The following is a 20,932-nucleotide window of genomic DNA, read 5'->3' as shown; positions in this document are numbered from 1 at the left end:
CGTACAAGAAGGAGTCTTCCGTGGACATCTCCATCACCGGCTACGGCGCGGTCTCCCCGTTCGGCCACGGCGTCGACGACCTCTGGGACGCGCTCGTCGCCGGGCGTTCCGGCGTGCACGTCCTCGAGCGTCCCGGCGCACTGTGGGAGCAAGTGCCGATCCTCGTCGGCGCCGACGCCGCACTCGACGCCGGTGCCGCACTCGGCCGGGTCCGCGCCAACCGTCTCGACCGCAGCCAGCAGCTCGCACTCGTCGCCGCAGGGGAGGCCTGGGCGGACGCCGGCGCACCCGCCGTCGAGGGCGACCGACTCGCGGTGGTCGTCGGCACCGGCATCGGGGGAGTGGAGACCCTGCTCGACGCCCACGACGTCCTCGGCGCGTCCGGCGCTCGACGGGTGTCCCCGCGGACCGTCCCGATGCTCATGGCCAACGGGGCCGCTGCGCAGATCAGCATCGAGTACGGCGCACGGGCCGGTGCCTACACGACCGTGTCGGCCTGCGCGTCCGGCGCCGAGGCGATCGCGATGGCCGCACGGCTCATCGTCACTGGTGAAGCCGACGTCGTGATCGCCGGCGGGACCGAAGCCGCGGTCACCCCGGTCACGATGGCGTCCTTCGCACAGTCCCAGGCGCTCGCGAAGCCGGGCGACGACGACCCGACGACGCTCTCCCGGCCGTTCGACGCGTCCCGCCGCGGGTTCGTCCTGGGGGAGGGCGCGGGGTTCGTCGTCCTCGAGAGCGCCGCGCACGCCGCCGCTCGGACGCAACGGTCGCACGGCACGCTCGCCGGGTGGGGGGTCACCTCCGACGCGTTCCACATCACCGCCCCGCTCGCCGACGGTAGCGAACAGGAGCGGGCGATGACGGCGGCGATCCGGATGGCCGGGCTGACCGGTGCGGACATCGACCACGTCAACGCGCACGCGACCAGCACGCCGGTCGGGGACGTCGGCGAAGCCGCCGCCATCGCCCGTGCGGTCGGCACCGGTGCGCTCGTCACCGCGCCGAAGAGCTCGATCGGGCACATGTTCGGTGCAGCGGGGGCGGTCGAGTCGATCCTCGCCGTGCGGGCGATCGAGACCGGGGTCGTGCCGGCGACGCTGAACCTGGAGCACCTGGACCCGGCGGTCGACCTTGAGGTGGTGTCCGGTTCGGCGCGGACGGCTCCGATCCGCGCTGCGCTCAACAACTCGTTCGGGTTCGGCGGGCAGAACGCGTCGTTGGTGTTCACAGCGGCGTGATCCGCGGCCGCAGGACAGTTTGAGGGAGTCTCGGTACCGTCGGGCCCATGGACATGAGTTCGATGATCATGGGGGCTGCGATCGCGTCGGTCGCGTGGATCTGCTTCGTCCCGTGGCCCAAGCTCAAGGACCTCCGGGCGCAGGAGGAGCAACAGGGGCGGACGGATCCGCCTGAGGCCGACCCCCGGTAGCCTCCTCAGCGTGTCCGGTCTTCGCGGTCATCGGCCTGTCGCGACCGCGTCGTGTTGTCCCGTCACCGCCGCAGGGTCTCCGAGGGCAGCTCGCCGAAGCGTGCGGCGTACGCGGACGCGAACCTGCTGACGTGCAGGAACCCCCACCGGGCAGCGACCTCCGTCACCGTGCGGCCGTCCGGGTCCGCGACCAGGAGGTCCTCACGCGCCCGTTCCAACCGGAGCTTCCGGAGGTAGGCCATCGGCGTGGTGTCCAGGCTGCGGCGGAAGTCCTCCTGCAGGCTGCGGACGCTCGTGAACACCGCGGATGCGAGTTCGCCGACCGTCCACGGCCGCGCGGGGTCGTCGCGGAGCATCTCGACCACCCGGGTCACCGCACGGGAACCCGATCGCCCCCGGGGGGCTTCGAGTGACGCGGAGTGGCTGTGCGGCTGGCCGAGCAGGAGGCTCTGGACGAACACCTGCTCGAGACTGCGCACCGCCAGCGGGTGGCCGAGCGCGCCGTTGGGCTGTCGCGATCCCTCGTCGACGAGACGGAGCGCCTGTGAGACCGCGCGACCGCCGGCCGACGCGAGGTCGAACGCGGTGTCGAAGTCGACCGGCGTCGACACCGGTTCGTCCAACAACCGCTCCAGCTCGGTCTGCAGGTCACGGCGAGGGATCATCACCGCGACCTGCGCGAACCAGTCACTGCAGTCGAGTTCCACCGAACGGCCGGGCATGAAGACGCCGGCGGTCTGCGCGGTCCCGTGCAGCGGTGCGCCCCCGTCGGCACGGGCGGTCATCATCGAGTGGACCGGGACGTCGAGGTGGTACTCGACCGGCTCAGCGGTCCGGATCCGCACGGCGTTGCGGAACCGCATGTACCCGAAGGTGATCCGGCCGAGGGTGAGCGCGTTCAGGTGCATGCTGACGTCGGAGGAGCCGTTCGTGGGGTCGACCTGCACGGGCAGGAACACGTCGCTCAGCACCGCGGCGGCCTCGTCCACGGTCGTGCTCGTCGCGACCGGGTGCGACGCGAACATGTCCGCTGTGCCCTCGATCATGGCGCGACTCTACCCGGCGGTGACACGTCAACCGTGCCGGGACCCGGCAGGTGACGGGTTCCGCGCACATCGACGGTGGTGCCGCGCACAGCGGATGGCATCCGGGTGGCAGGCTCCCTACCGTCGAACCCGACCGGCACGCCTCCGTGCCGGTGCGGAAGCGGTGGCCTTTCCCTTCGGGTGGGGAAGGCCACCGTGGCGTCGGTTCGAGGGTGGGAGCAGCACGTGGGTCGTCCAGAACGTGAGGGTGCAGAGCATGCGGAGGTGTTCGTGCTGACCCGCTCCGCCGAGCGGATCCGCGTCCGGTGCGACTGCCCAGCGGCGGCGGATCATCCGTTCGTGCACCCGTTGGGCACGCCGCCCGGAGTCAGCTCGGCGTGAGCTCCCGCAGGCCCGCGACGCGCAGCAGGTCGAGCTTCGCGGCGTCTCCGCCCCCGGGAAGAGCACCATGGGCGGACCGGGGTCCTCGACCGTCAGCTGCGCACACGGCGCGGTCCTCGACGGAGCAGGACGAAGGCAAGCACCGCGGTGAGCGCGTACGCCCCCGCCTGGACCTCGAGCAGGGGGAGCGTGCCGATCGGTTCCTGCAGCAGACCCGCCGCGGTGATCCCGATCGCCTGGCCGATCGCCTGCCCGAGGCCGAGCGCGGCGAACGCGCTGCCCCGGCGCGAGCCGTCCGTCGCGTGCTGCAGCAGGCTCGTCATCCCGGCGCCCATGAACACGGCCGGCACGCCGATGGTGGCGAACAGCACGGCGTAGAGCGGCACGGCGTGGGACACGAACGACGCGTTCCAGCAGACCACCGTGATGACCGTGAACGCACTCGACCCGATGAGCGCGAGCCGCAGCGCGTCGATCCTCGCGCCGAGGACGCCGAGCGCGAGGCCGGCGCCGATCGCGCCGATCGCCTGCACGCCGCGCAGCAGCCCGACGTCGGCCTCGTCGCCGCGGATCACGTCGGTCACGAAGAAGACGAACAGCACGAGGAAGAGCCCCTGCGCGATCGACGCCACGGTGGTCACCACGACGAGGTCACGCGTCGGTCGGTCCGTCAGAGCGCGGAGGACACCCCCGGTCCTCGCGCCCTCCGTCCTCGTGTCGGCGGGCGGTACCGCGTCGGTGTGGCGGCTGCGGGGCAGGCTGAGGATCAGAGCGCCAGCGACGACGTACGACGCGACGTCGATGAGCGCCACCGTCGCGATCGACCCGACGGCGAGGAGCACGCCGCCGAGCGGGCCACCGATGATCCGGCCGAGGTCGTTGTTCAGTCCGACGAGCGCGTTGGCCGAATTCGCGCGCTCGAGTCCGACCAGCGTCGGGAGCAGCGCGTTCTTGGCCGGCAGGAAGAAGGCGCCGAACGAGGCCTGGGCGACGATCACGCCGTACACGATCGGCAGTTCGGAGCGGTCGTGCACGAGGAGGAGCGGCAGGAGTGTCGTCGCCTGACCGATCATCGCGACGACCATCACGAGCCGGTGCGACAGCCGGTCGGTGACCCGCGCGACGACCGGGGCGAGCAGCACCGGCGGAGCGAGCTCGAGGAGGAACGCGAGCGACGTCCCGACGGCCGATCCGGTGAGCTGGAGCACGACGAGGGGGAGCGCGATGAACATCAGCCAGTCGCCGGTGTCCGAGACGAGCCCGGCGAGCCAGAGCCGTCGGAAGGCCGGCACCGCCATCGCCGACCCTGCGGGGCGGTTGCGGAGGGCCGTCGGCGCGTCGGTCATCGGTCCGCGCCGAACCCGAGCCGCGGGAACGCGCTGAGCGAGAGGTGGACGTGCTCGGCGTCGGTCGGGGTGCACTGACGGGTCGCCTGGATGTACGGACGGACGACCGCGTCCAGGCGTTCGACGACCTCGGCGAGCTCGGACGGCGTGAGCGCGAGTCCGTAGCTGGCGTGGACGTCGACGTCGCGCCACACCTGCGGTACCGCGTCGCGGCCGCGGAGGTACTCGCGGAGCAGGTGGTGGTCGAGTTCGACGGACGCGGACAGCATCCGATCCAGGCCGGCGAGGTCCGCCGGATCGACGCCGTCGGTGGTGAAGCCGGTGATGGTCGTGCGCCACGGCCGGGACCGCCCGTCGCCGGACGGGTCGGGTTCGACGAGCCCGTGGGACGCGAGCACCCGGAGGTGGTAGCTGCAGTTCGAAGGGGTGTCTCCGACAGCGCGGGCGCACTGCGATGCGGTCGCGGGCCCGGCGGAGGCCAGGTAGCCGAGGACGTCGAGGCGCACCGGGTGGGACAGGGCGTCGAGGACGCCGGGGTCGGCCAGGTTCGGACGGTTCTCCTGCACGGCGGCTCCCTCGATCTGAAACGGTTTTTCAGATCGTACGTCCGAGCGCCCGGATCTGCAAATGTCTTTCAGGTCTCCCGCTGACAGGGATGGTCAGTGCGGCGTGAGTTCCTGCAGTCCGGTGACGCGCAACAGGTCGAGCTTCGCGGCGTCCTCCGTGCCCCGGACCGCCGTGTACACGACGATGCGGAGGTCTCCGCCGGGCACACTGAGGACGTCGCAGTCGATCTCGATCGGTCCGACGGGCGTCCGGACGGTCTTGCGGCTGGCACGGTGCTCCGCGACGCGGCCGGTGTTCCAGCGCCGTTCGAACTCGGGGGAGTCCCGCCGGAGCCGTGCGACGAGTTCAGCCAGGCCACGGTCGGCGGGGTAGCGGCCGAGCGCGGCACGGAGATCGGCGGCGAGGTCGCTCGAGAACTCCTCCTGGTGCGTGTCGTCCCACTCGACACCGTCGTGGCCGTGCATGAAGTGCCGCCAGACCAGGTTCCGCTCGATGCCCGTGTACCGGCTCGGATCGCCGGTCATCGCCGCCCAGAGGTCGTTCCACAGAACGATGTCGTGCGTGGCCGTGAACACCGCGAGCGGGACGTCACCGAGGCGGTCGACGATCCGCTGCACGCCCGGCGTGACGTGCCGGGGCACGACCAGTCGTGACGGCGGCACGACGGAGGCGACACGGCAGAGGTGGTCGCGCTCCTCCTCGGTGAGCCGGAGCGCGGTCGCGAGCGCGCTGAGGAGCTGCGCGGAGGGGTTCGTGGCGCGCCCCTGCTCGAGGCGGACCACGTAGTCGACGCTGACCCCGGCGAGCGCAGCGAGCTCCTCGCGGCGGAGGCCGGGCGTCCGTCGTCCGGGCCCGGCCGGCAGGCCGACCTCTTCCGGACGCACCCGGTCGCGCCAGGAACGCAGCACACTCGCGAACTCGCTCATGCCCACCATCCTCGCCCCGCGCCTCCCGGCTTCCCTGGTACTGGTGGTCCCACTGTCGAACGGTGCCTGGGGGACCCGGCCACGGGGGCGGAGAGTGGGGGCATGACAACGACACTCATCACCGGAGCCAACCGCAGTCTCGGGCTCGAGACCGTCCGCCGCCTCGTCGAGACGGGCCACACCGTGTACGCCGGGATGCGCGACCCGTCGCGCGGCGACGAGGCGCGTGCGCTCGGCGCACACGTCGTCCAGCTGGACGTCACCGACCAGTCCTCGGTCGACCACGCGGTCGCCGAGTTGCCCGAGCTCGACGTGCTCGTCAACAACGCGGGCATCCTCGGGACGTCGTTCGGGGTCGACGACCTCGACGCCGATGCGATCGCGGCGGTGCTCGACACGAACGTGACCGGGGTGGTGCGGGTGACGCAGGCCGCGCTGCCGCTCCTGCGGGAGTCGGCGAACCCGGTCATCGTGAACGTGGCCTCGGGTGTGGGCTTCCCGCGGTGGCTGACGACCCCGGGGCGGGACGAGTACCCGGTGCCGGCAGTGCCGTACGCGGCGTCGAAGGCGGCGCTCATCGCCCTGACCGTGCAGTACGCGAAGAACCTGCCGGGGTTCCGGGTGAACGCGAGTGACCCTGGGTACACGGCGACGGAGTTCAACGGGTTCGGCGGGCACCAGACCGTGACCGAGGGCACGGACGCCACGGTGGCGCTGGCGACGATCGGCGCGGACGGTCCCACGGGCGAGTTCCACGACCGGACGGGCGCGATCGCGTACTGACGCGGGATGCCGCGCCGCCGCCGTGCCGCCGCCGCGCCGCCGCCGTGTCGTCCGTCTCGTTCGTCGAGTGAGCAGGAATCGGCGGGTCTGTGGTCCAGACCCGACGACGTCTGCTCACTCGACGATCGGGCGGGACGGCCTGGAGGCACGGCTCGCTTCCGGCGTGCGGGCTCGGCCCGGCCCGGGGCCGGGTCGCAGGGCGCCTGGTTCAGTCGTGGACGTCGGCGCCGAACCCCGGTCCGGGGCGCATCATCCAGCCGTCGGCGTCGGGGAGCGGGCGGAAGCCGAACCGTTCGTACAGTCCGTGGGCGTCGGCGGTGAAGAGCGCGAACCGCTTGAGCCCGAGCGGCTCGATCGCGTCGGTCACTCCCTGCACGAGGGCGACACCCACACCGCGGCCCCGTGCGTCCGGATCGACGAAGACGTCGGCGAGCCAACCGAACGTCACGCCGTCGGTGATCACCCGCGCGTAACCGAGCTGCTGGCCGGTGGCCTCGTCGTAGACGCCGAAGTTCCGGGAACCGGCGATGATCGCCTGCTGCATGGCGAGGTCCCGCCCGCGGGCCCAGTAGGACTCCTCGCTCAGCCATCGGTGGACACGGGCGACGTCGAGGTCGTCGGGGTCGGCGGAGAATCGCAGTCCGTTCATCCAGCCAGTGAACCGGCGGACGGGCGACGCGCGCAACGGCCGATCCTCCTCCCGTGGCCCGGCCTGCGACGATGGTCGGATGCGCGCAGTCCAGTACGACGAGTTCGGTTCCGTCCCCACGATCGTCGAGGTCCCGGACCCGATCGCACCAGAGGACGGCGTGGTCGTCCGGGTCGCCGCGACGGGGGTGTGCCGGAGCGACTGGCACGCCTGGAAGGGTCACGACGACTCCGTGGTGCTCCCGCACGTCCCCGGGCACGAGTTCGCCGGCGTCGTGGCGTCCGTCGGTTCCGGCGTCACGGGGTTCACCGTGGGGGACCGGGTCACCGCCCCGTTCGTCTTCGCGTGCGGCGAGTGCGAGCAGTGCCTGGACGGTGCGACCCAGGTCTGCACCCGGCAGGAGCAGCCCGGCTTCACGCTGCCGGGTTCGTACGCCGAGGCCGTGGTGGTCCCGCACGCCGACGTGAACCTGGTGGCGCTGCCCGACGCCGTCGGGTTCGCCGAGGCCGCCGGACTCGGTTGCCGCTTCGGGACCGCGTACCACGCGCTGCACGCCCGCGGACGGGTCGCCGCAGGGGAGTGGGTCGTCGTGTTCGGCTGCGGGGGAGTCGGGCTGTCCACCGTCCTCGTCGCGGTGGCCGTCGGGGCGAACGTCGTCGCGGTGGACGTCTCACCGGCCGCACTCGCGCGCGCCGAAGCCCTCGGCGCAGTCGCGGTGCCGATGGACGACGTCGTCCGGGACACCGTACGGGGCATCACCGGTGGCGGAGCCCACGTGTCCGTGGACGCGTTCGGGAGCCGTGCGACCTCGGTCGCCGCGGTGGCGTCGCTCCGGCCGCGCGGGCGACACGTCCAGGTCGGGCTGCTGCTCGACGACGAGGCAGTCCCGGCGATCCCGATGGGCCGGGTGATCGGGGACGAGCTGGAACTGCTCGGTAGTCACGGGATCTCGGTGGGGGAGTACGCGGCGATGCTCGACGACGTCGTGGCCGGGCGACTCCGCCCGGCCGAGTCGATCGGGCGCACGATCGGGTTCGACGAGCTGCCCGAGGCGATCCTGGCGATGGACCGGCCGGCGACCTCCGCCGGCATGACGGTCGCGGTGTTCTGATCGTCGGCTGCGCTCAGCCGGCGCTTCGGAACGCTCGGACGTCCTCGATGATCTGCTCCGGCGACCGTGGTGTGTCGCCCGGCCAGTGCGGCGCGCGGTCGGCTTCGGCGCGCAGCCACTCGACCACGGCCACCCGGAGCGCGTCGGACGCCTCGCGGAGGTCGTGCCCGTACTGCAGGAGGAGCTGGTCGTCGTTCCACGGGACGTCGACGCCGATCGTGTCGAGCGGGTACGTCGGCCGCTCCGGAAGGTCCTCCCACTCGGCCAGGGTCATCTCCACGGGAGCCCCGTCGGGCGAGGGAACGGGCGTTCCCAGGACCGCGTCCGGATTCGTGAAGGCTTCTCGACCCTCGACCAGGACGCGCTCGATGGTCGTCGACACCGGGAGACCCGCGAGGTCGAACCTGGCCGCGTCCTCGAACCAGTGGTCCGCCGATTCGTACACGGCCGCTGCCGCACGGACGACGCGCTGATCGGCGACCTCTGCCACCGACTCGGCATCAGTGCGCATCGTGATGAACGCTGACGAGTAGCCCAGCGCGCTCATGAGGTCGGACGCCTCGTCGCTTCGTCCAGGTGGAGGAGTTCCTGGCGCACCCGTCGAGGGTTCCGGCCGATCTGCTCGTCGTACGATCCCATGCCGGGAACGCTAGCGCCCGGGTCGGTACACGTCCGCCTTCGCACCACCCTCGAACACCGTCGAGCTGACCAGCGTCAGGTCCAGTTCGTCCTGCAGTCCCGAGAAGATGCCGTCGCCGCTGCCGAGCACCACGGGCAGGACCACCAGGCGGTACTCGTCGACCAGACCGGCGGTCACCAGGCTCCGGCAGAAGTCCGTCCCGCCCTGTGCGAGCACGTCCGCGCCGTCGTCGGCACGCAGGCGCTCGATCTCGCTCGCCAGGTCACCGTTCGCCACCCGGGCGCCGGTCCAGGTCGCCGCGGCGGGGGAGTCCGCGCCGCCCACGTCGACCGTCGACGGGTCGAACGAGACCTGACGTGTGAACACGACCTTCGGGATGGTGTTCATCGTCCCGGCGACGGGTGTCGTCGCGTTCGCCCAGAATCCCGCGATCGACTCGAACGAGCGCCGTCCGAAGGCGTGCACGCCGGCGCTCGACACCGTGTCGAGCACCCAGGCCGCCGAGTCCGGACCGGCGGCGCGGAACATCCAGTCGGACTCAGCGCGAGGTCCGGCGACGTAGCCGTCGAGCGACATCGACATCTTCAGGACGAGTTTCCGCATCGGGCACCGCCGGTTCCGAGCACCGCGCGGTGCCCACGACGGCGATGCTAGAGGGGAGCGGCGCAGACCACCAGAGCACGGGCCCAGGCGGGCTCGAGTTGACATAATATGCATTATCGGCACACACCCAACAGTCCGGAACCACGGAAACCGCAGCTCCGAACGGGAAGCCGCAATCTTCACTCGGGCAGCAGAGCGACGCGGCGGGCCCTGGTTAGGCTCACGGCGCAGCGCACCGGAGCACCGTGCAACGACGCGCTCCGGACAGGAGACCACCGTGGGCGCACCGATCCGCTTCAGCACGACGAGCGATCCTCGAGAATGGAACGCCCTCGTCGCGACGAGCCCCGGCGCGACCGGCTTCCACGACTGGTCGTGGTTGCAGCTGCAGTCGGAGATCTTCGGCTGGCGGTTCATCCCCCTGGTGGTCTCGCACGGCGGCACCCCGATCGGTGTCTTCCCGCTCCTGCTCCACCCGGGAGCCATCCCACGACCGGTCGATCCGCCGTTCCCCTTCGTCGGCCCGCTCGTCCCGGAGGAACACCTGTTCGACACCCTGCGCGCGTTCCGCTCCTGGCAGCTCCGCCACGGCGTGCCGATCGCCCGGTTCGACCTCAGTCCCGTGATGACACCATCCGACGCCGAACTGCAGCGCTCGGGTGCCGAGTGGTCGGTCGACCGGACCTACGTCGTCGACCTGGCCGGGGTCTCGCCGGAGCAACTCGTCGCCGGCATGAACCGCAATGCCCGGCGGTCCCTGCGCGACGCGGAACGCAACGCCGTGGAGGTCCGACCCGCGGCCCCCGGCGAGACCACGACGTTCCTCCCCCGCGTCCTCAGCGAGTCGTACGAGGTCCGTGGCGTGCCGTCGCCGTACCCGGACGACATCGGCGCCCGGATCGAGCAGTGGGCTGCCGACCGTGACGACGTCTACATCGGCGCAGCGGTCGTCGCCGGCGAGACCTCCGGCGTGATCGTGGCACTGGGCAGCCAGCCCGTGGTCTCCGTCTGGGCCGGCGGCACACTGCGCGAACACCGCTCAGCGAACCCGAGCACGTCGCTGTACCACGACGTCCTCCGCTGGTCGCTCGACCGCGGGCACACCGCCGCGGACCTCGTCGGCCGCGTCGACGACGGCATCGCGCGGTTCAAGACGGCGCTCGGTGCGACCGAGCGCTCCTACGCGACGATCACCTCGTCTCCCCTGCCGCGCGCTGCGCGGACCGCCGCCGTCTCGCTCTGGCAGCGCACGCAGCGACGTTCCTGACGGGCGCGATCGAGGCCCTGGCCTGGAGGCGCGGATCACCCGCGCCGGTCTGCTCACGTGATCCGCGCCTCCAGTCCGACAGCCTGATGCGCCGACGGCGGACGCGTCACCGCGAGATCGAGCGCGCCGCGATCGCGATGACTGGCTCCCACGGTCGGACCACAGCTCCCTGCACGGCGACCTTCCACGGCGAGTAGGTGGCCCCGTTCGTTCCGGACTGCCCCGCGAAACGCGGCCGGCGAGGGAAACTCGACACCGACACACGACCGAGGGTCCGGGCATGACGCACGCGTGCCGCCACGGTGTGCTCGATCTCGATCCTCCTGTCGTAGTCGACATCATCAGCTGCCGGCAAGAGCACATCTCGCCAGACGGCCACAGATGCACCGAGCACGCGCGTGTCCGAATGCGAGCCGTCGATACGTGTCCGTAGGCGAACCCCGTTCGGTTCCAGCCGTCCGAAGACCGCCTTCGGGTTCGTGACCGTGAGACGGCCGGTCACCTTGTAGACCGTCTCGTCAGCATGGAAGCCGACGGTCTCGAGCGCGAAGCGGATGGCCTGCCATTCGATGTACCCGATCCCCCTGCCGATGACAGCAGCCGAAGGCTCGTAGTTGACGAACGTGATCCTTCCTTGATCACTGGCGTCGACAGCGGCGAGGAACGCTGCTCGCTCGAACCCACTGGTCTCCACGATGGCAATGTGCGCGTCCTGCTCCCGGGCCACCTCGACCCATGACCGGAGCGCCTCCTGGTACTGGCGAAGCCTGACGCTCGGATCGACGACCGCCAGCTTCTTCGTGAGGTTGGGCCGCACGGTGGCGGTCAAGAGGAACCATAGGCGGTCCTGTGACAAGGGGAGCTCCTTCTGTTTCATCGGGTTGAAGACTGTACATACAGTATGCAATATGTATGTCATAATGTCGAATGTTTGTATGTTGAGATGTTGTCAGTGGGGCCAACTTGCGCGATCGCGTACGCACTGGGCGCCATCGGCAGCGACACCCGGTTCACCGAGCGAATGCCGGAGGTCAGAAGATGCTGGTAGACGACCGCAGCGGCGCACCGTCCGTCTGGAGGCGCGGGTCGCACAGGACGGCCGGCTCACGTGATCCGCGCCTCCAGGCGGACAGCCCTCATCCGCGGGACGTGACCTACATCGGTCGTGCGGCGAGCCGCGTCGTCCGTGCGGCCGATGCGGCCGCCGGTCGACGACGGCAGGCTCGTACTCTGCGTCCCAGTCGCAGCGCCCGAGGAGGCCCCATGTCGTCATCTGCCCCGCAGCTCGTCGTTCACGACGACGCGGTCCGCGCCAACACGGCCGTCTTCACCGCGCGCACGGGCGGCCGGGTGATGGCGGTCCTGAAGGCCGACGGGTTCGGACACGGCGCGATCGCCGAGTCGGTCGTCGCGGCCGGCGCGACCTCGATCGGCGTGACCACCATCGACGAGGCGCTCGCGATCCGCGCGCACGTCAGCGATGTCCCGGTCCTGTGCTGGCTGAACCCCGTGGACGCCGACTTCGACGCCGCACTGCGCTCCGGGGTCGACGTGGCCGTGTCCGGGCCGGAACTGCTCAGCGCGGTGAGCCGTGCCGCCGCGCGGACCGGTCGCCGTGCGCGTGTGCACCTGCACGCCGATGTCGGCATGGCCCGAGACGGTGCGGCGCCGACGACCTGGCAGGCACTCTGCACGGCGGCTCGCGAGCTGGAGGCCGCGGGCATCATCCGCGTCGTCGGGGTCATGGGGCACATGTCCTGCGCGGACCGACCCGGTGATCCGCAGAACGTCCGCGAGCAGCTCCTGTTCGCGAACGCCGTCCGCACCGCCCGACGACGCGGGCTCTCGGGGTTCGTCACGCACCTCGCCGCCACCGCGGCCACGGTCACCGGTGTCGGCGACGGGTACGACGTGCACCGCATCGGGGCGGGCCTCTTCGGCATCGACCCGTCCGGGACGTCGACGGACCTCGAGCCGACGCTCTCGCTCACCGCGCCCGTCGTCGGCACCCGGTCGATCGACGCCGGGACGGGCATCGGGTACGGACTCGACCACGTGGCGGACCGCCGGACGAACCTGGCGCTGCTCCCCCTCGGCTACGGCGACGGACTCCCCCGTGCGGCCTCCGAGCGTGCGGAGGTCCTGGTGCGCGGACGCCGACGGCCACTGGTCGGACGGTTCTCGATGGACATGGTCGTCGTCGACACCGGAGACGACCGGCTGGCCCTCGGTGAGACCGTGACGCTCTTCGGCCGCGGGCACGACGGCGGACCGACGGTCCGGGACTGGGCCGGCTGGTCGGACACCATCGAGCACGAGATCGTCACCCGGATCGGCAGTCGAGTCGCCCGGGTCCGCCGCACCACCACGACCCCGGAGGCCGTCGTTGCCTGAACCCACCGCTCCCCTGCACCCTCCGACGCGTGTCGCCGTCATCGGCGGCGGGGCGAACGACGAGCACGAGGTGTCGCTCGCATCAGCCGCCGCCGTCACCCGCGCGGTCCGAACCCTCGGCCTCGACGCGGTCCCGCTCACCATCGACCGGGCGGGACGCTGGCGGCACACCGACGGCGCCGCGCTGACGCCGAGCGCGGCGGTCGCCCTGCTCACCACCTGTGACGCGGCGTTCCCGGCACTCCATGGTGTGCACGGTGAGGACGGTGCCGCCGCCGGCCTGCTCGGTATGATCGGTGTCCCGGTCGTCGGCTCCCCCGTCCGGGCCGGCGCACTCGGGATCGACAAGTGGGTCACGAAGACCGTCGCCGAGGCGGTCGGGATCCGCACGGCACCCGCCGTGCTGCTGCGACGAGCCGATGCCATCGACGCGCTCCCGCTCGACCCGCCGTTCGTGGTGAAGCCGACGACGGGCGGCTCGAGCAACGGCGTCTCCGTCGTCCGGCAGGCCGACGAGTACGCGGCCGCGGTCGAACTGGCGCGGGAGGCCGGCGACGACGTCCTCGCCGAGTCGTTCGTCACCGGGCGCGAGGTCGACATCGCCGTCCTCCGCGATCGGACCGGGGCACTCCGGTCCGGAGCGACCCTCGAGATCGGCGTCGCCGACGGTGCGTTGTTCGGCCGTGCCGAGAAGTACGACGGCTCGGCGCAGTTCACGGTGCCGGCTCGGATCTCCGAAGGTCAGCACGCCGCGATCGAGCAGGCGGCGCGGACGTTGTACGACACGATCGGGTGCGCCGGGGTCGCGCGGTTCGACTTCTTCGTCACCGACGACGGCGTCGTCCTCAACGAGGTGAACACGTCACCGGGATTCACCGAGCAGTCGCAGGTGCCGCGGATGTTCGCGGCGGTCGGACTGCCCTACGTCGATCTCGTCCGGGCACTCGTGGAGGCCACGTTCCGAGACGACGACTGACCCCGCCGAGGGTCCGGCGAGCGAGCGCTCAGGACTCTGAGTCGGCTTTCGGGTCCTCGCCGTCGACGGGCACGTCGTCCGCGTCGATCTCGAGTGCGGCCTGTTCGTCGTCGCGTTCCTCCAGGACCTCGCGGTCCGTGTCGGGCTGCTCCGGCGCCTCGCTCTGGGTGGTCTCTTCGGCTGGGTCTGGCTGGCTGTAGCTCATGCGCGGGACGGTACGCGGGTCAGCCTGGGTGTGCGTGGACGGGCCGACGACGCGGCGAGGCGGGCCGGCATCACTGCCGGCCCGCCTCGCTGACGTTCGCCAGCTCACATGACGTCGGCGACTCACATGGTGTTGGCGACGATCATCGCGCCGATGATCCAGTTGGCGATCGCGGCCACGATCGCGATGGCGCTGATGATGATGCCGCCGAGCAGGACGCCACGGCTGCCGGCGCCACGGTTGCGCGCCACGAGAGCGAGCACCAGGCCGACGATGCCCAGGATAAGGCCGATGATGGGGATGAAGAACGCCAGCACGAGCCCGACGATGCCGAGGACGAGTCCGGCGATCGCAAGTCCGCTGTTGGAACTGCGTGCAACGGGTGTGGTCATGGTGGTGCCTCCTCGATGAGGGCGCCCGCCCGGCGGGTACCGGGTGACTCGACGCCGAAGCAGACGGTAGTCCGATGCCGTGAGTTCGGCTCAGGTGATCCGTACCCCGATGCCGGTCCCCGCGACGGTTCAGGCTCCCACGTAGGCCGCCAGGTGCTCCCCCGTCAGCGTGGACCGTGCCGCGACCAGCTCAGCCGGCGTCCCCTCGAAGACGATGCGCCCGCCGTCGTGTCCGGCACCCGGTCCGAGGTCGATGAGCCAGTCGGCGTGGGCCATCACGGCCTGGTGGTGCTCGATCACGACGACCGAGCGTCCGGCCTCGACCATCCGGTCGAGCAGCCCGAGCAGCTGCGCGACGTCCGCCAGGTGCAAGCCGGTCGTCGGCTCGTCGAGGACGATCACACCGCCGGGCTCGCCGAGGCGCGTCGCGAGTTTGAGCCGCTGCCGTTCGCCGCCGGAGAGCGTCGTCAGGGGCTGCCCGATCGTCAGGTACCCCAGCCCGACGTCGACCAGGCGCGAGAGGATCGCGTGCGCCGCCGGGATCTTCGACTCCCCCGCCGCGAAGAACTGCTCGGCGTCGGCGACGGGCATCGCGAGGACCTCGCTGATGTCCTTCCCGCCCAGGCGGTACTCGAGCACCGACTGGTCGAAGCGCTTGCCGTCGCACTCGGTGCACGGGGTGGCGATCCCGGCCATCATGCCGAGGTCGGTGTAGATCACGCCGGCGCCGTTGCACGCTGGGCAGGCACCCTCGGAGTTGGCGCTGAACAGGGCGGGCTTCACGCCGTTGGCCTTCGCGAACGCCTTGCGGATCGGTTCGAGGAGCCCGGTGTAGGTCGCCGGGTTGCTGCGCCGGGAGCCCCGGATCGTGCCCTGGTCGATCGCGACGACGCCCTCGAGCGGGGAGAGCGAACCGTGGATGAGCGTGCTCTTGCCCGACCCGGCGACACCCGTGACGACGGTGAGCACCCCGGTCGGGACATCGACGTCGATGCCCTGGAGGTTGTGCGCCGACGCGCCGCGGATCTCGATGACCCCCGTGCGCTCCCGCACTGCGGACTTCACCATGACACGGTCGTCGAGGTGCTCGCCGGTGACGGTGTCGCTCCCCCGGAGGCCCTCGACCGGCCCCTCGTAGCAGAGGGACCCGCCGTTCGTACCGGCGCCGGGACCGAGGTCGACCACGTGGTCCGCGATCGCGATGACCTCGGGCTTGTGCTCCACCACGAGCACGGTGTTCCCCTTGTCGCGGAGGCGCAGCAGCAGCCCGTTCATCCGCTCGATGTCGTGCGGGTGGAGGCCAGTGCTCGGCTCGTCGAACACGTACGTCACGTCGCTGAGCGAGGACCCGAGGTGCTTGACCATCTTCACGCGCTGTCCCTCGCCGCCGGAGAGCGTGCCGGTGGGGCGGTCGAGCGACAGGTACCCGAGCCCGATCTCGACGAAGGAGTCCACGGCGTCGCGGAGCCCGTCGAGCAGCGGGCCCACGCTCGGCTCGTCGAGTGCGTGCAGCCAGGTCGCCAGGTCGGTGATCTGCATGGCGCAGACGTCGGCGATGCTCTTGCCCGCGATCTTCGACGAGCGAGCGACATCGTTCAGCCGGGTGCCGGCACAGGCCGGGCAGGTCGTGAAGGTGACCGCGCGGTCGACGAAGGCACGGATGTGCGGCTGCATCGCCTCGCGGTCCTTCTGCAGGAACGACCGTCGGACCCGCGGCACCAGCCCCTCGTAGGTCATGTTGATCCCGGCGATCTTCTGCTTCGTCGGCTCGCGGTACAGGAAGTCCTGGCGCTCCTGCTCGGTGAAGTCGCGGATCGGGGTGTCCTTGTCGAAGTACCCGGACTCGGCGAACATCCGCACGTTCCAGCCGTCCGTGCCGTACCCGGGGATGGTGATCGCCCCGTCGGCGAGTGCCTTGCTGTCGTCGAGCAGCTGGGTGAGGTCGATGTCGGTGACGGAGCCGCGCCCCTCGCAGTCCGCGCACATGCCGCCCAATCGGGAGAACGAGACCTTCTCGGCCTTGGCGTCCTTGCCCTTCTGCACGGTGATCGCCCCACCAGCGGTCACGGTCGCGAGGTTGAACGAGAACGCGTTCGGACCACCCACGTGCGGTGTTCCGAGGCGACTGAAGAGCACCCGGAGCATCGCGTTCGCGTCGGTCACGGTGCCGACGGTCGAGCGCGGGTCGGCGCCGATGCGCTCCTGGTCGACGACGATCGCCGTGGTGAGGCCGTCGAGCACGTCGACGTCGGGCCGCGCCAACGACGGCATGAACCCCTGCAGGAACGCGCTGTACGTCTCGTTGATCATCCGCTGCGACTCGGCGGCGATCGTCGCGAACACGAGCGAGCTCTTCCCCGAGCCGGACACCCCCGTGAAGACCGTCAGCCGGCGCTTCGGGAGGTCGACGTCGACGTCCCGCAGAGTGTTCTCCCGCGCACCCCGGACCCGGATGCGGTCGTGGCTGTCCGCGGTGTGCTCGACAGTGGTATGCATGTCGATCAGGGTACCGGTGGGCACCGACGTCGTGCGAGGACGATCAGCACCGGCCCCACTGGGCCTTCCGCTCGCTCGCGGCACGCTGCTCGAGCCCGGACAGGTACGGGTGGTTCGTGACGTTCGGCCAGACCCGGATCGCCTTCGCAGCCCCGGAAGCCACCAGCTCCCCCTCGATGAACCGCCCGTCGTCGGTCCACGCGCTGAACAGGCGTCGACCCAGATCCGCGACCCGACCGGTGCGAGTCGTCTGAGGCGTCGTGGTGACCACCGCGTTCGCGGTGTCGTGCTGCAGCTGCAGCGTGTCCCCGTCGGAGACGTACCGGACGGTCATCGCGAAGGCCGCCGCGGGGCGGACGGGTGGCTGCGTCGGTGACGGCGACGCGCCTCCAGGCTGACCATCCGGACCGCCTGGGCCCATCGAGCCGGTTCCGGGCCGACGCGCCAGCGGCGGCTCGGCCGTGCCGACGGGGAGAGGCGCGACCAGCGACGGTGGACCGGCCGGCGTCGGCGAAGCGCGCGCCCCTGGCCATGGGCACGACCGACGACCGACGTCGGGCGGTGTCCGGTGCCGGGTGTCCGGCCTCAGTGCGAACCGTGGCGGCGGACCAGCTCCGGGAGTTCGGCGGGCTCGAACGCCTCGTCGGTCGCGTCGAGCTCGTCGGCGGTCCACCAGCGCGAGGCCAGGATGTCGACCTGCTCGTCGTCCGTCCACTCGGCGTCGGAGAGCACGAAGCCCGGCGACCGGACGACGTAGAACTCGGAGTGCCCGCGGTCGTGGTCGGCCTCGTCCCAGTCCACCGCGAAGTCCCACGACCACACCGGTGCGCCGGGGTCCTCGATGACGATGCCAGTCTCCTCGCGGAGCTCCCGGATCGCCGCCTGACGGTGGTCCTCCCCCGGGTCGACGCCGCCGCCGGGCGTGATCCAGCGGTGGAAACCGTCCGACGACGGGGCCTTGGTGTCCATGAGGAACACCCGCCCCTCGGGGTCGAGCAGGAGGATGCGGGAGGTCCGTCGGAGTCCGGGCGCAGCAGTCACGCGGCCGAGGCTACCGGTGCCCGCTACGAGGCGGTGAAGCCGCTGACGTCGCCGACGAGCTTGGTGTGGTCCGCCGGGATCGGCTCGACGGCGGCCGCGGCAATCTCGGCCGCGAACTCGGACACGCTGTAGAGCTTGCCGACCTCCTGCCGACGACCCTCGATGGCGCCGGGGTTCAGGCGGTTCAGGAGCGTGGCGGTGATCGTGCCCTCGATCATGTCGCCGGAGACGACGACGAACTCGATGTCGGCGGCCTCGAGCTGCGGGATGAGCTCGCGGAGGGCGAGCTCACCGGCGCGCTTGCTCTTCGCGACCGGGACGTACTCGTCCATCGTCTCCGCGGTCTCGACGAAGTGCGCCTGGTGGCTCGTGACGAACACGACGCGGGAACCGGCGGGCATGTGCGGGACGGCGGTCTGCAGCATGTCGACCTGGGCGTCGCGGTTGAGGCGCAGCGCGTAGTCCTCGCCGAGGCCGGACTCCATGCCGCCGGAGGCGTTCAGGACGAGGAGGTCGATGCCGCCCCACTCCTGCACGACGGTGTCGACCATCGCCTGGACGGAGTCGTGGTCGGTCAGGTCGGCGCCGACCGCCAGGGCCGAGCCACCGCCGGCGACGATCTTCTCGGCGATCTGCTCGGCGCGCTTGGCCTTGTTGCGGTAGTTCACGACGACCTTGGCGCCGGCCTCGGCCAGGTACGCGACGGTGTCGGCACCGATGCCGCGGGACGACCCCGTGACGAGGGCGCGTGTGTCGGCGAGGGATCCGGGGGCGAGGGGGTTGCTCACAGTCGTGTTCTCCAGGTTGCGTTCCGGCGGGTCGGCCGCCGTCGAGCCTACCAACCGCCTGGGCGTCCGCAGCCCCGTGCTGATATGTTGAACGGAGTTGGACCGGCCGTCGCGACGCTGCGAGCCGCCGCGCGCGACCGAGGGAGGGAGATCGCGTGAACGGAATCGATTGGATCCAGACGGTCGTCTGGATCGGCCTGGTGCTCTTGCTGGGCGTGGTCGAGGTGTTCACCCTCGACTTCATCTTCATCATGCTCGCGGCCGGTGCCGCCGGTGGGTTGATCGCCGCGCTCCTCGGCGCACCGTGGTGGCTCTCGGCCATCATCGCGGCCGTCGTCGCACTGGTGCTGCTCTCGCTCGTTCGCCCGCGCCTGCTGACCGCGCTCGGCCGCAACGCCGACCCGCACCGCACCAACGTCGAGGGGCTCATCGGGCTGCGCGGCACCGTCGCCGTGGCCTTCACCTCGTCCGCCCCCGGCCAGGTCCGCCTGGCGAACGGCGAGACCTGGAGCGCCCGCATCGCCGCCGACTCCACCGACCGAACACCGCCGCTCGGGACCCCTGTGGTCGTCGAGTCGATCGAGGGGTCGACCGCTGTCGTCCGCCTCGGAGAAAGGGCCACCTCGTGACCATCTCAGCCGGGACGATCGCACTGCTCGTCCTCATCCTGGTCGTCGTCATCTTCGTGATCGTCGTCCTGTCCCGCGCGATCCGGATCGTGCCGCAGGCGACCGCCGGGATCGTCGAACGACTCGGGAAGTACCACAAGACCCTCAATCCTGGGTTGAACCTTCTGGTGCCGTTCATCGACCGTCTCCGCCCGCTGCTGGACATGCGCGAGCAGGTCGTCTCGTTCCCGCCGCAGCCGGTGATCACCGAGGACAACCTCGTCGTGTCCATCGACACCGTCGTCTACTTCCAGGTCACCGACGCCCGTGCCGCGACCTACGAGATCGCGAACTACCTCGGTGCCGTCGAGCAGCTCACGACGACCACGCTCCGCAACGTGGTCGGTGGCCTGAACCTCGAGGAGGCCCTGACCAGCCGCGACAACATCAACGGCCAGCTGCGCGTCGTCCTCGACGAGGCCACCGGCAAGTGGGGCATCCGCGTCGGCCGGGTCGAGCTCAAGGCGATCGAGCCGCCCGTGTCCATCCAGGACGCCATGGAGCAGCAGCTGCGTGCCGAGCGGAGCCGTCGTGCGGCGATCCTGCAGGCCGAGGGCACCAAGCAGTCCCAGATCCTCGAGGCCGAGGGCCAGCGGCAGGCCGCCATCCTCGCCGCCGAGGGTGATGCGAAGGCCCAGGTCCTCCGTGCCGAGGGTGAAGCCTCCGCCATCGCGACCGTGTTCGACGCGATCCACACGGGCGACCCGGACGACAAGCTGCTCTCGTACCAGTACCTGCAGATGCTGCCGAAGATCGCCGAGGGCACCGCGAACAAGCTCTGGATGATCCCGAGCGAGTTCACCGAGGCGCTCTCCGGAATCGCGAAGGGCTTCTCCGGCGGTCGCACCGGGAGCGGTCCCGTCGCGGGTGCCGGCGGTGGCGACTTCCTGTCGCGCATCTCGAAGCTCGCGAACGAGAGCCTGGCGAACACCGCCTCGGCCGACGCTGCTGCCGCTGCGGCACCGCGCGCCGATGCCACCGCCGCGGACATCGTGCCGGAGTCCGAGCTCGACCAGCGTCTGGCGGAGTCGAACCGCAGCGTCGACGCGCACCTCGCCGCCGCCGACGACGAAGCCGCGCAGCAGCTCGACGGAGCCGCCGCGCAGACCGACGCCGCCGCGCCGACCGACGCCGCGGCGCAGACCGACGCCGGCGCACCGCAGGCCGACGACGCGTCCGGCCACCGCACGAGCGACGGGTCGGGCCGCCGCTGACGCAGGC

At 71.1% G+C, this 20,932-nt stretch carries 23 protein-coding genes; 9 read left to right on the top strand and 14 right to left on the bottom strand.

Translation table 11 applies throughout. The annotated features are described in order from the left end of the window. The first annotated feature begins 20 nt into the window (after positions 1-20). Both ABIC61_RS10145 and ABIC61_RS10140 read left to right on the top strand, forming a co-directional pair. Entirely contained in the window at positions 21-1,241 is a 1,221-nt protein-coding gene (locus tag ABIC61_RS10145; protein WP_354029802.1) for a beta-ketoacyl-[acyl-carrier-protein] synthase family protein, read from the top strand. 47 nt (positions 1,242-1,288) lie between these two features. Further along, positions 1,289-1,432, top strand: a complete 144-nt coding sequence (locus ABIC61_RS10140) for a hypothetical protein (protein WP_354029801.1) — start codon at positions 1,289-1,291, stop codon at positions 1,430-1,432. Between the two features lie 62 nt (positions 1,433-1,494). Here the strand turns inward: ABIC61_RS10140 and ABIC61_RS10135 are convergent, their stop codons facing one another. From ABIC61_RS10135 to ABIC61_RS10120, 4 genes are all read right to left on the bottom strand, one after another. Continuing rightward, positions 1,495-2,478 (bottom strand): helix-turn-helix transcriptional regulator, encoded by a 984-nt coding sequence (locus ABIC61_RS10135; RefSeq protein WP_354029800.1) that lies wholly within the window; start codon positions 2,476-2,478, stop codon positions 1,495-1,497. Positions 2,479-2,951: 473 nt separating this feature from the next. Next, a complete protein-coding gene (locus ABIC61_RS10130; protein WP_354029799.1) occupies positions 2,952-4,205 on the bottom strand; it encodes an MFS transporter in 1,254 nt (417 codons plus the stop codon). Then, the gene (locus ABIC61_RS10125; protein ID WP_354029798.1) at positions 4,202-4,771 is read right to left on the bottom strand and encodes a helix-turn-helix domain-containing protein; all 570 of its coding nucleotides are present in this window, start codon (positions 4,769-4,771) and stop codon (positions 4,202-4,204) included. The genes ABIC61_RS10130 and ABIC61_RS10125 overlap by 4 nt, the downstream gene beginning before the upstream one ends. 93 nt (positions 4,772-4,864) lie before the next feature. Continuing rightward, positions 4,865-5,698, bottom strand: a complete 834-nt coding sequence (locus ABIC61_RS10120) for a helix-turn-helix domain-containing protein (protein ID WP_354029797.1) — start codon at positions 5,696-5,698, stop codon at positions 4,865-4,867. Between the two features lie 102 nt (positions 5,699-5,800). Here ABIC61_RS10120 and ABIC61_RS10115 point away from each other — a divergent pair, with 102 nt between their 5' ends. Further along, positions 5,801-6,481: an SDR family NAD(P)-dependent oxidoreductase gene (locus ABIC61_RS10115; RefSeq protein ID WP_354029796.1), complete on the top strand. Its 681-nt coding sequence runs from the start codon at positions 5,801-5,803 to the stop codon at positions 6,479-6,481. A 208-nt stretch (positions 6,482-6,689) separates the two neighbouring features. Here the strand turns inward: ABIC61_RS10115 and ABIC61_RS10110 are convergent, their stop codons facing one another. Continuing rightward, positions 6,690-7,130: a GNAT family N-acetyltransferase gene (locus tag ABIC61_RS10110; protein ID WP_354029795.1), complete on the bottom strand. Its 441-nt coding sequence runs from the start codon at positions 7,128-7,130 to the stop codon at positions 6,690-6,692. Between the two features lie 79 nt (positions 7,131-7,209). Here ABIC61_RS10110 and ABIC61_RS10105 point away from each other — a divergent pair, with 79 nt between their 5' ends. Next, a complete protein-coding gene (locus ABIC61_RS10105) occupies positions 7,210-8,241 on the top strand; it encodes an alcohol dehydrogenase catalytic domain-containing protein (RefSeq protein ID WP_354029794.1) in 1,032 nt (343 codons plus the stop codon). A 13-nt stretch (positions 8,242-8,254) separates the two neighbouring features. On the opposite strand, the gene ABIC61_RS10100 is transcribed toward ABIC61_RS10105, so the two are convergent. Both ABIC61_RS10100 and ABIC61_RS10095 read right to left on the bottom strand, forming a co-directional pair. After that, the gene (locus ABIC61_RS10100; protein ID WP_354029793.1) at positions 8,255-8,788 is read right to left on the bottom strand and encodes a hypothetical protein; all 534 of its coding nucleotides are present in this window, start codon (positions 8,786-8,788) and stop codon (positions 8,255-8,257) included. A gap of 102 nt (positions 8,789-8,890) precedes the next feature. Beyond that, positions 8,891-9,484, bottom strand: a complete 594-nt coding sequence (locus tag ABIC61_RS10095; protein WP_354029792.1) for a dihydrofolate reductase family protein — start codon at positions 9,482-9,484, stop codon at positions 8,891-8,893. A gap of 277 nt (positions 9,485-9,761) precedes the next feature. On the opposite strand from ABIC61_RS10095, the gene ABIC61_RS10090 reads away from it, so the two are divergent. Then, entirely contained in the window at positions 9,762-10,751 is a 990-nt protein-coding gene (locus tag ABIC61_RS10090; RefSeq protein ID WP_354029791.1) for a GNAT family N-acetyltransferase, read from the top strand. 106 nt (positions 10,752-10,857) lie between these two features. Here the strand turns inward: ABIC61_RS10090 and ABIC61_RS10085 are convergent, their stop codons facing one another. Continuing rightward, on the bottom strand, positions 10,858-11,628 hold the full coding sequence (locus ABIC61_RS10085) for a hypothetical protein (protein ID WP_354029790.1): 771 nt from the start codon (positions 11,626-11,628) through the stop codon (positions 10,858-10,860). Positions 11,629-12,014: 386 nt separating this feature from the next. On the opposite strand from ABIC61_RS10085, the gene alr reads away from it, so the two are divergent. Continuing rightward, positions 12,015-13,145 carry an alanine racemase gene (gene alr / locus ABIC61_RS10080; protein WP_354029789.1) on the top strand — a complete coding sequence of 377 codons (1,131 nt, stop codon included), beginning with the start codon at positions 12,015-12,017 and terminating at the stop codon, positions 13,143-13,145. Next, entirely contained in the window at positions 13,138-14,121 is a 984-nt protein-coding gene (locus tag ABIC61_RS10075) for a D-alanine--D-alanine ligase family protein (protein ID WP_354029788.1), read from the top strand. Before alr ends, ABIC61_RS10075 begins: the two co-directional genes overlap by 8 nt. 28 nt (positions 14,122-14,149) lie before the next feature. Here the strand turns inward: ABIC61_RS10075 and ABIC61_RS10070 are convergent, their stop codons facing one another. The 6 genes from ABIC61_RS10070 to ABIC61_RS10045 form a co-directional block, all read right to left on the bottom strand. Next, entirely contained in the window at positions 14,150-14,326 is a 177-nt protein-coding gene (locus ABIC61_RS10070) for a hypothetical protein (RefSeq protein ID WP_186321866.1), read from the bottom strand. A gap of 122 nt (positions 14,327-14,448) precedes the next feature. Then, positions 14,449-14,718: a hypothetical protein gene (locus ABIC61_RS10065; protein WP_144749812.1), complete on the bottom strand. Its 270-nt coding sequence runs from the start codon at positions 14,716-14,718 to the stop codon at positions 14,449-14,451. Positions 14,719-14,847: 129 nt separating this feature from the next. After that, a complete protein-coding gene (locus ABIC61_RS10060) occupies positions 14,848-17,214 on the bottom strand; it encodes an ATP-binding cassette domain-containing protein (RefSeq protein WP_354029787.1) in 2,367 nt (788 codons plus the stop codon). Between the two features lie 43 nt (positions 17,215-17,257). Then, positions 17,258-17,548: a thermonuclease family protein gene (locus tag ABIC61_RS10055; protein WP_354029786.1), complete on the bottom strand. Its 291-nt coding sequence runs from the start codon at positions 17,546-17,548 to the stop codon at positions 17,258-17,260. 251 nt (positions 17,549-17,799) lie between these two features. After that, positions 17,800-18,255 (bottom strand): NUDIX hydrolase, encoded by a 456-nt coding sequence (locus tag ABIC61_RS10050; RefSeq protein ID WP_354029785.1) that lies wholly within the window; start codon positions 18,253-18,255, stop codon positions 17,800-17,802. A gap of 23 nt (positions 18,256-18,278) precedes the next feature. Next, a complete protein-coding gene (locus ABIC61_RS10045) occupies positions 18,279-19,043 on the bottom strand; it encodes an SDR family oxidoreductase (protein ID WP_354029784.1) in 765 nt (254 codons plus the stop codon). 155 nt (positions 19,044-19,198) lie between these two features. Between ABIC61_RS10045 and ABIC61_RS10040 the strand changes: the two genes are divergently transcribed. Beyond that, the gene (locus tag ABIC61_RS10040; RefSeq protein WP_260852513.1) at positions 19,199-19,672 is read left to right on the top strand and encodes an NfeD family protein; all 474 of its coding nucleotides are present in this window, start codon (positions 19,199-19,201) and stop codon (positions 19,670-19,672) included. Further along, complete coding sequence (locus ABIC61_RS10035; RefSeq protein WP_354029783.1) at positions 19,669-20,925, top strand: SPFH domain-containing protein; 1,257 nt, start codon at positions 19,669-19,671, stop codon at positions 20,923-20,925. The genes ABIC61_RS10040 and ABIC61_RS10035 overlap by 4 nt, the downstream gene beginning before the upstream one ends. Positions 20,926-20,932 lie beyond the last annotated feature (7 nt).

Origin of the sequence: Curtobacterium sp. 1544, from assembly GCF_040544915.1 — a bacterium.
In the GTDB taxonomy this organism is placed as follows: domain Bacteria; phylum Actinomycetota; class Actinomycetes; order Actinomycetales; family Microbacteriaceae; genus Curtobacterium; species Curtobacterium pusillum_C.
The sequence above is the reverse complement of the archived record's forward strand: the minus strand, read 5'-3'. Positions and strand labels throughout refer to the sequence as shown.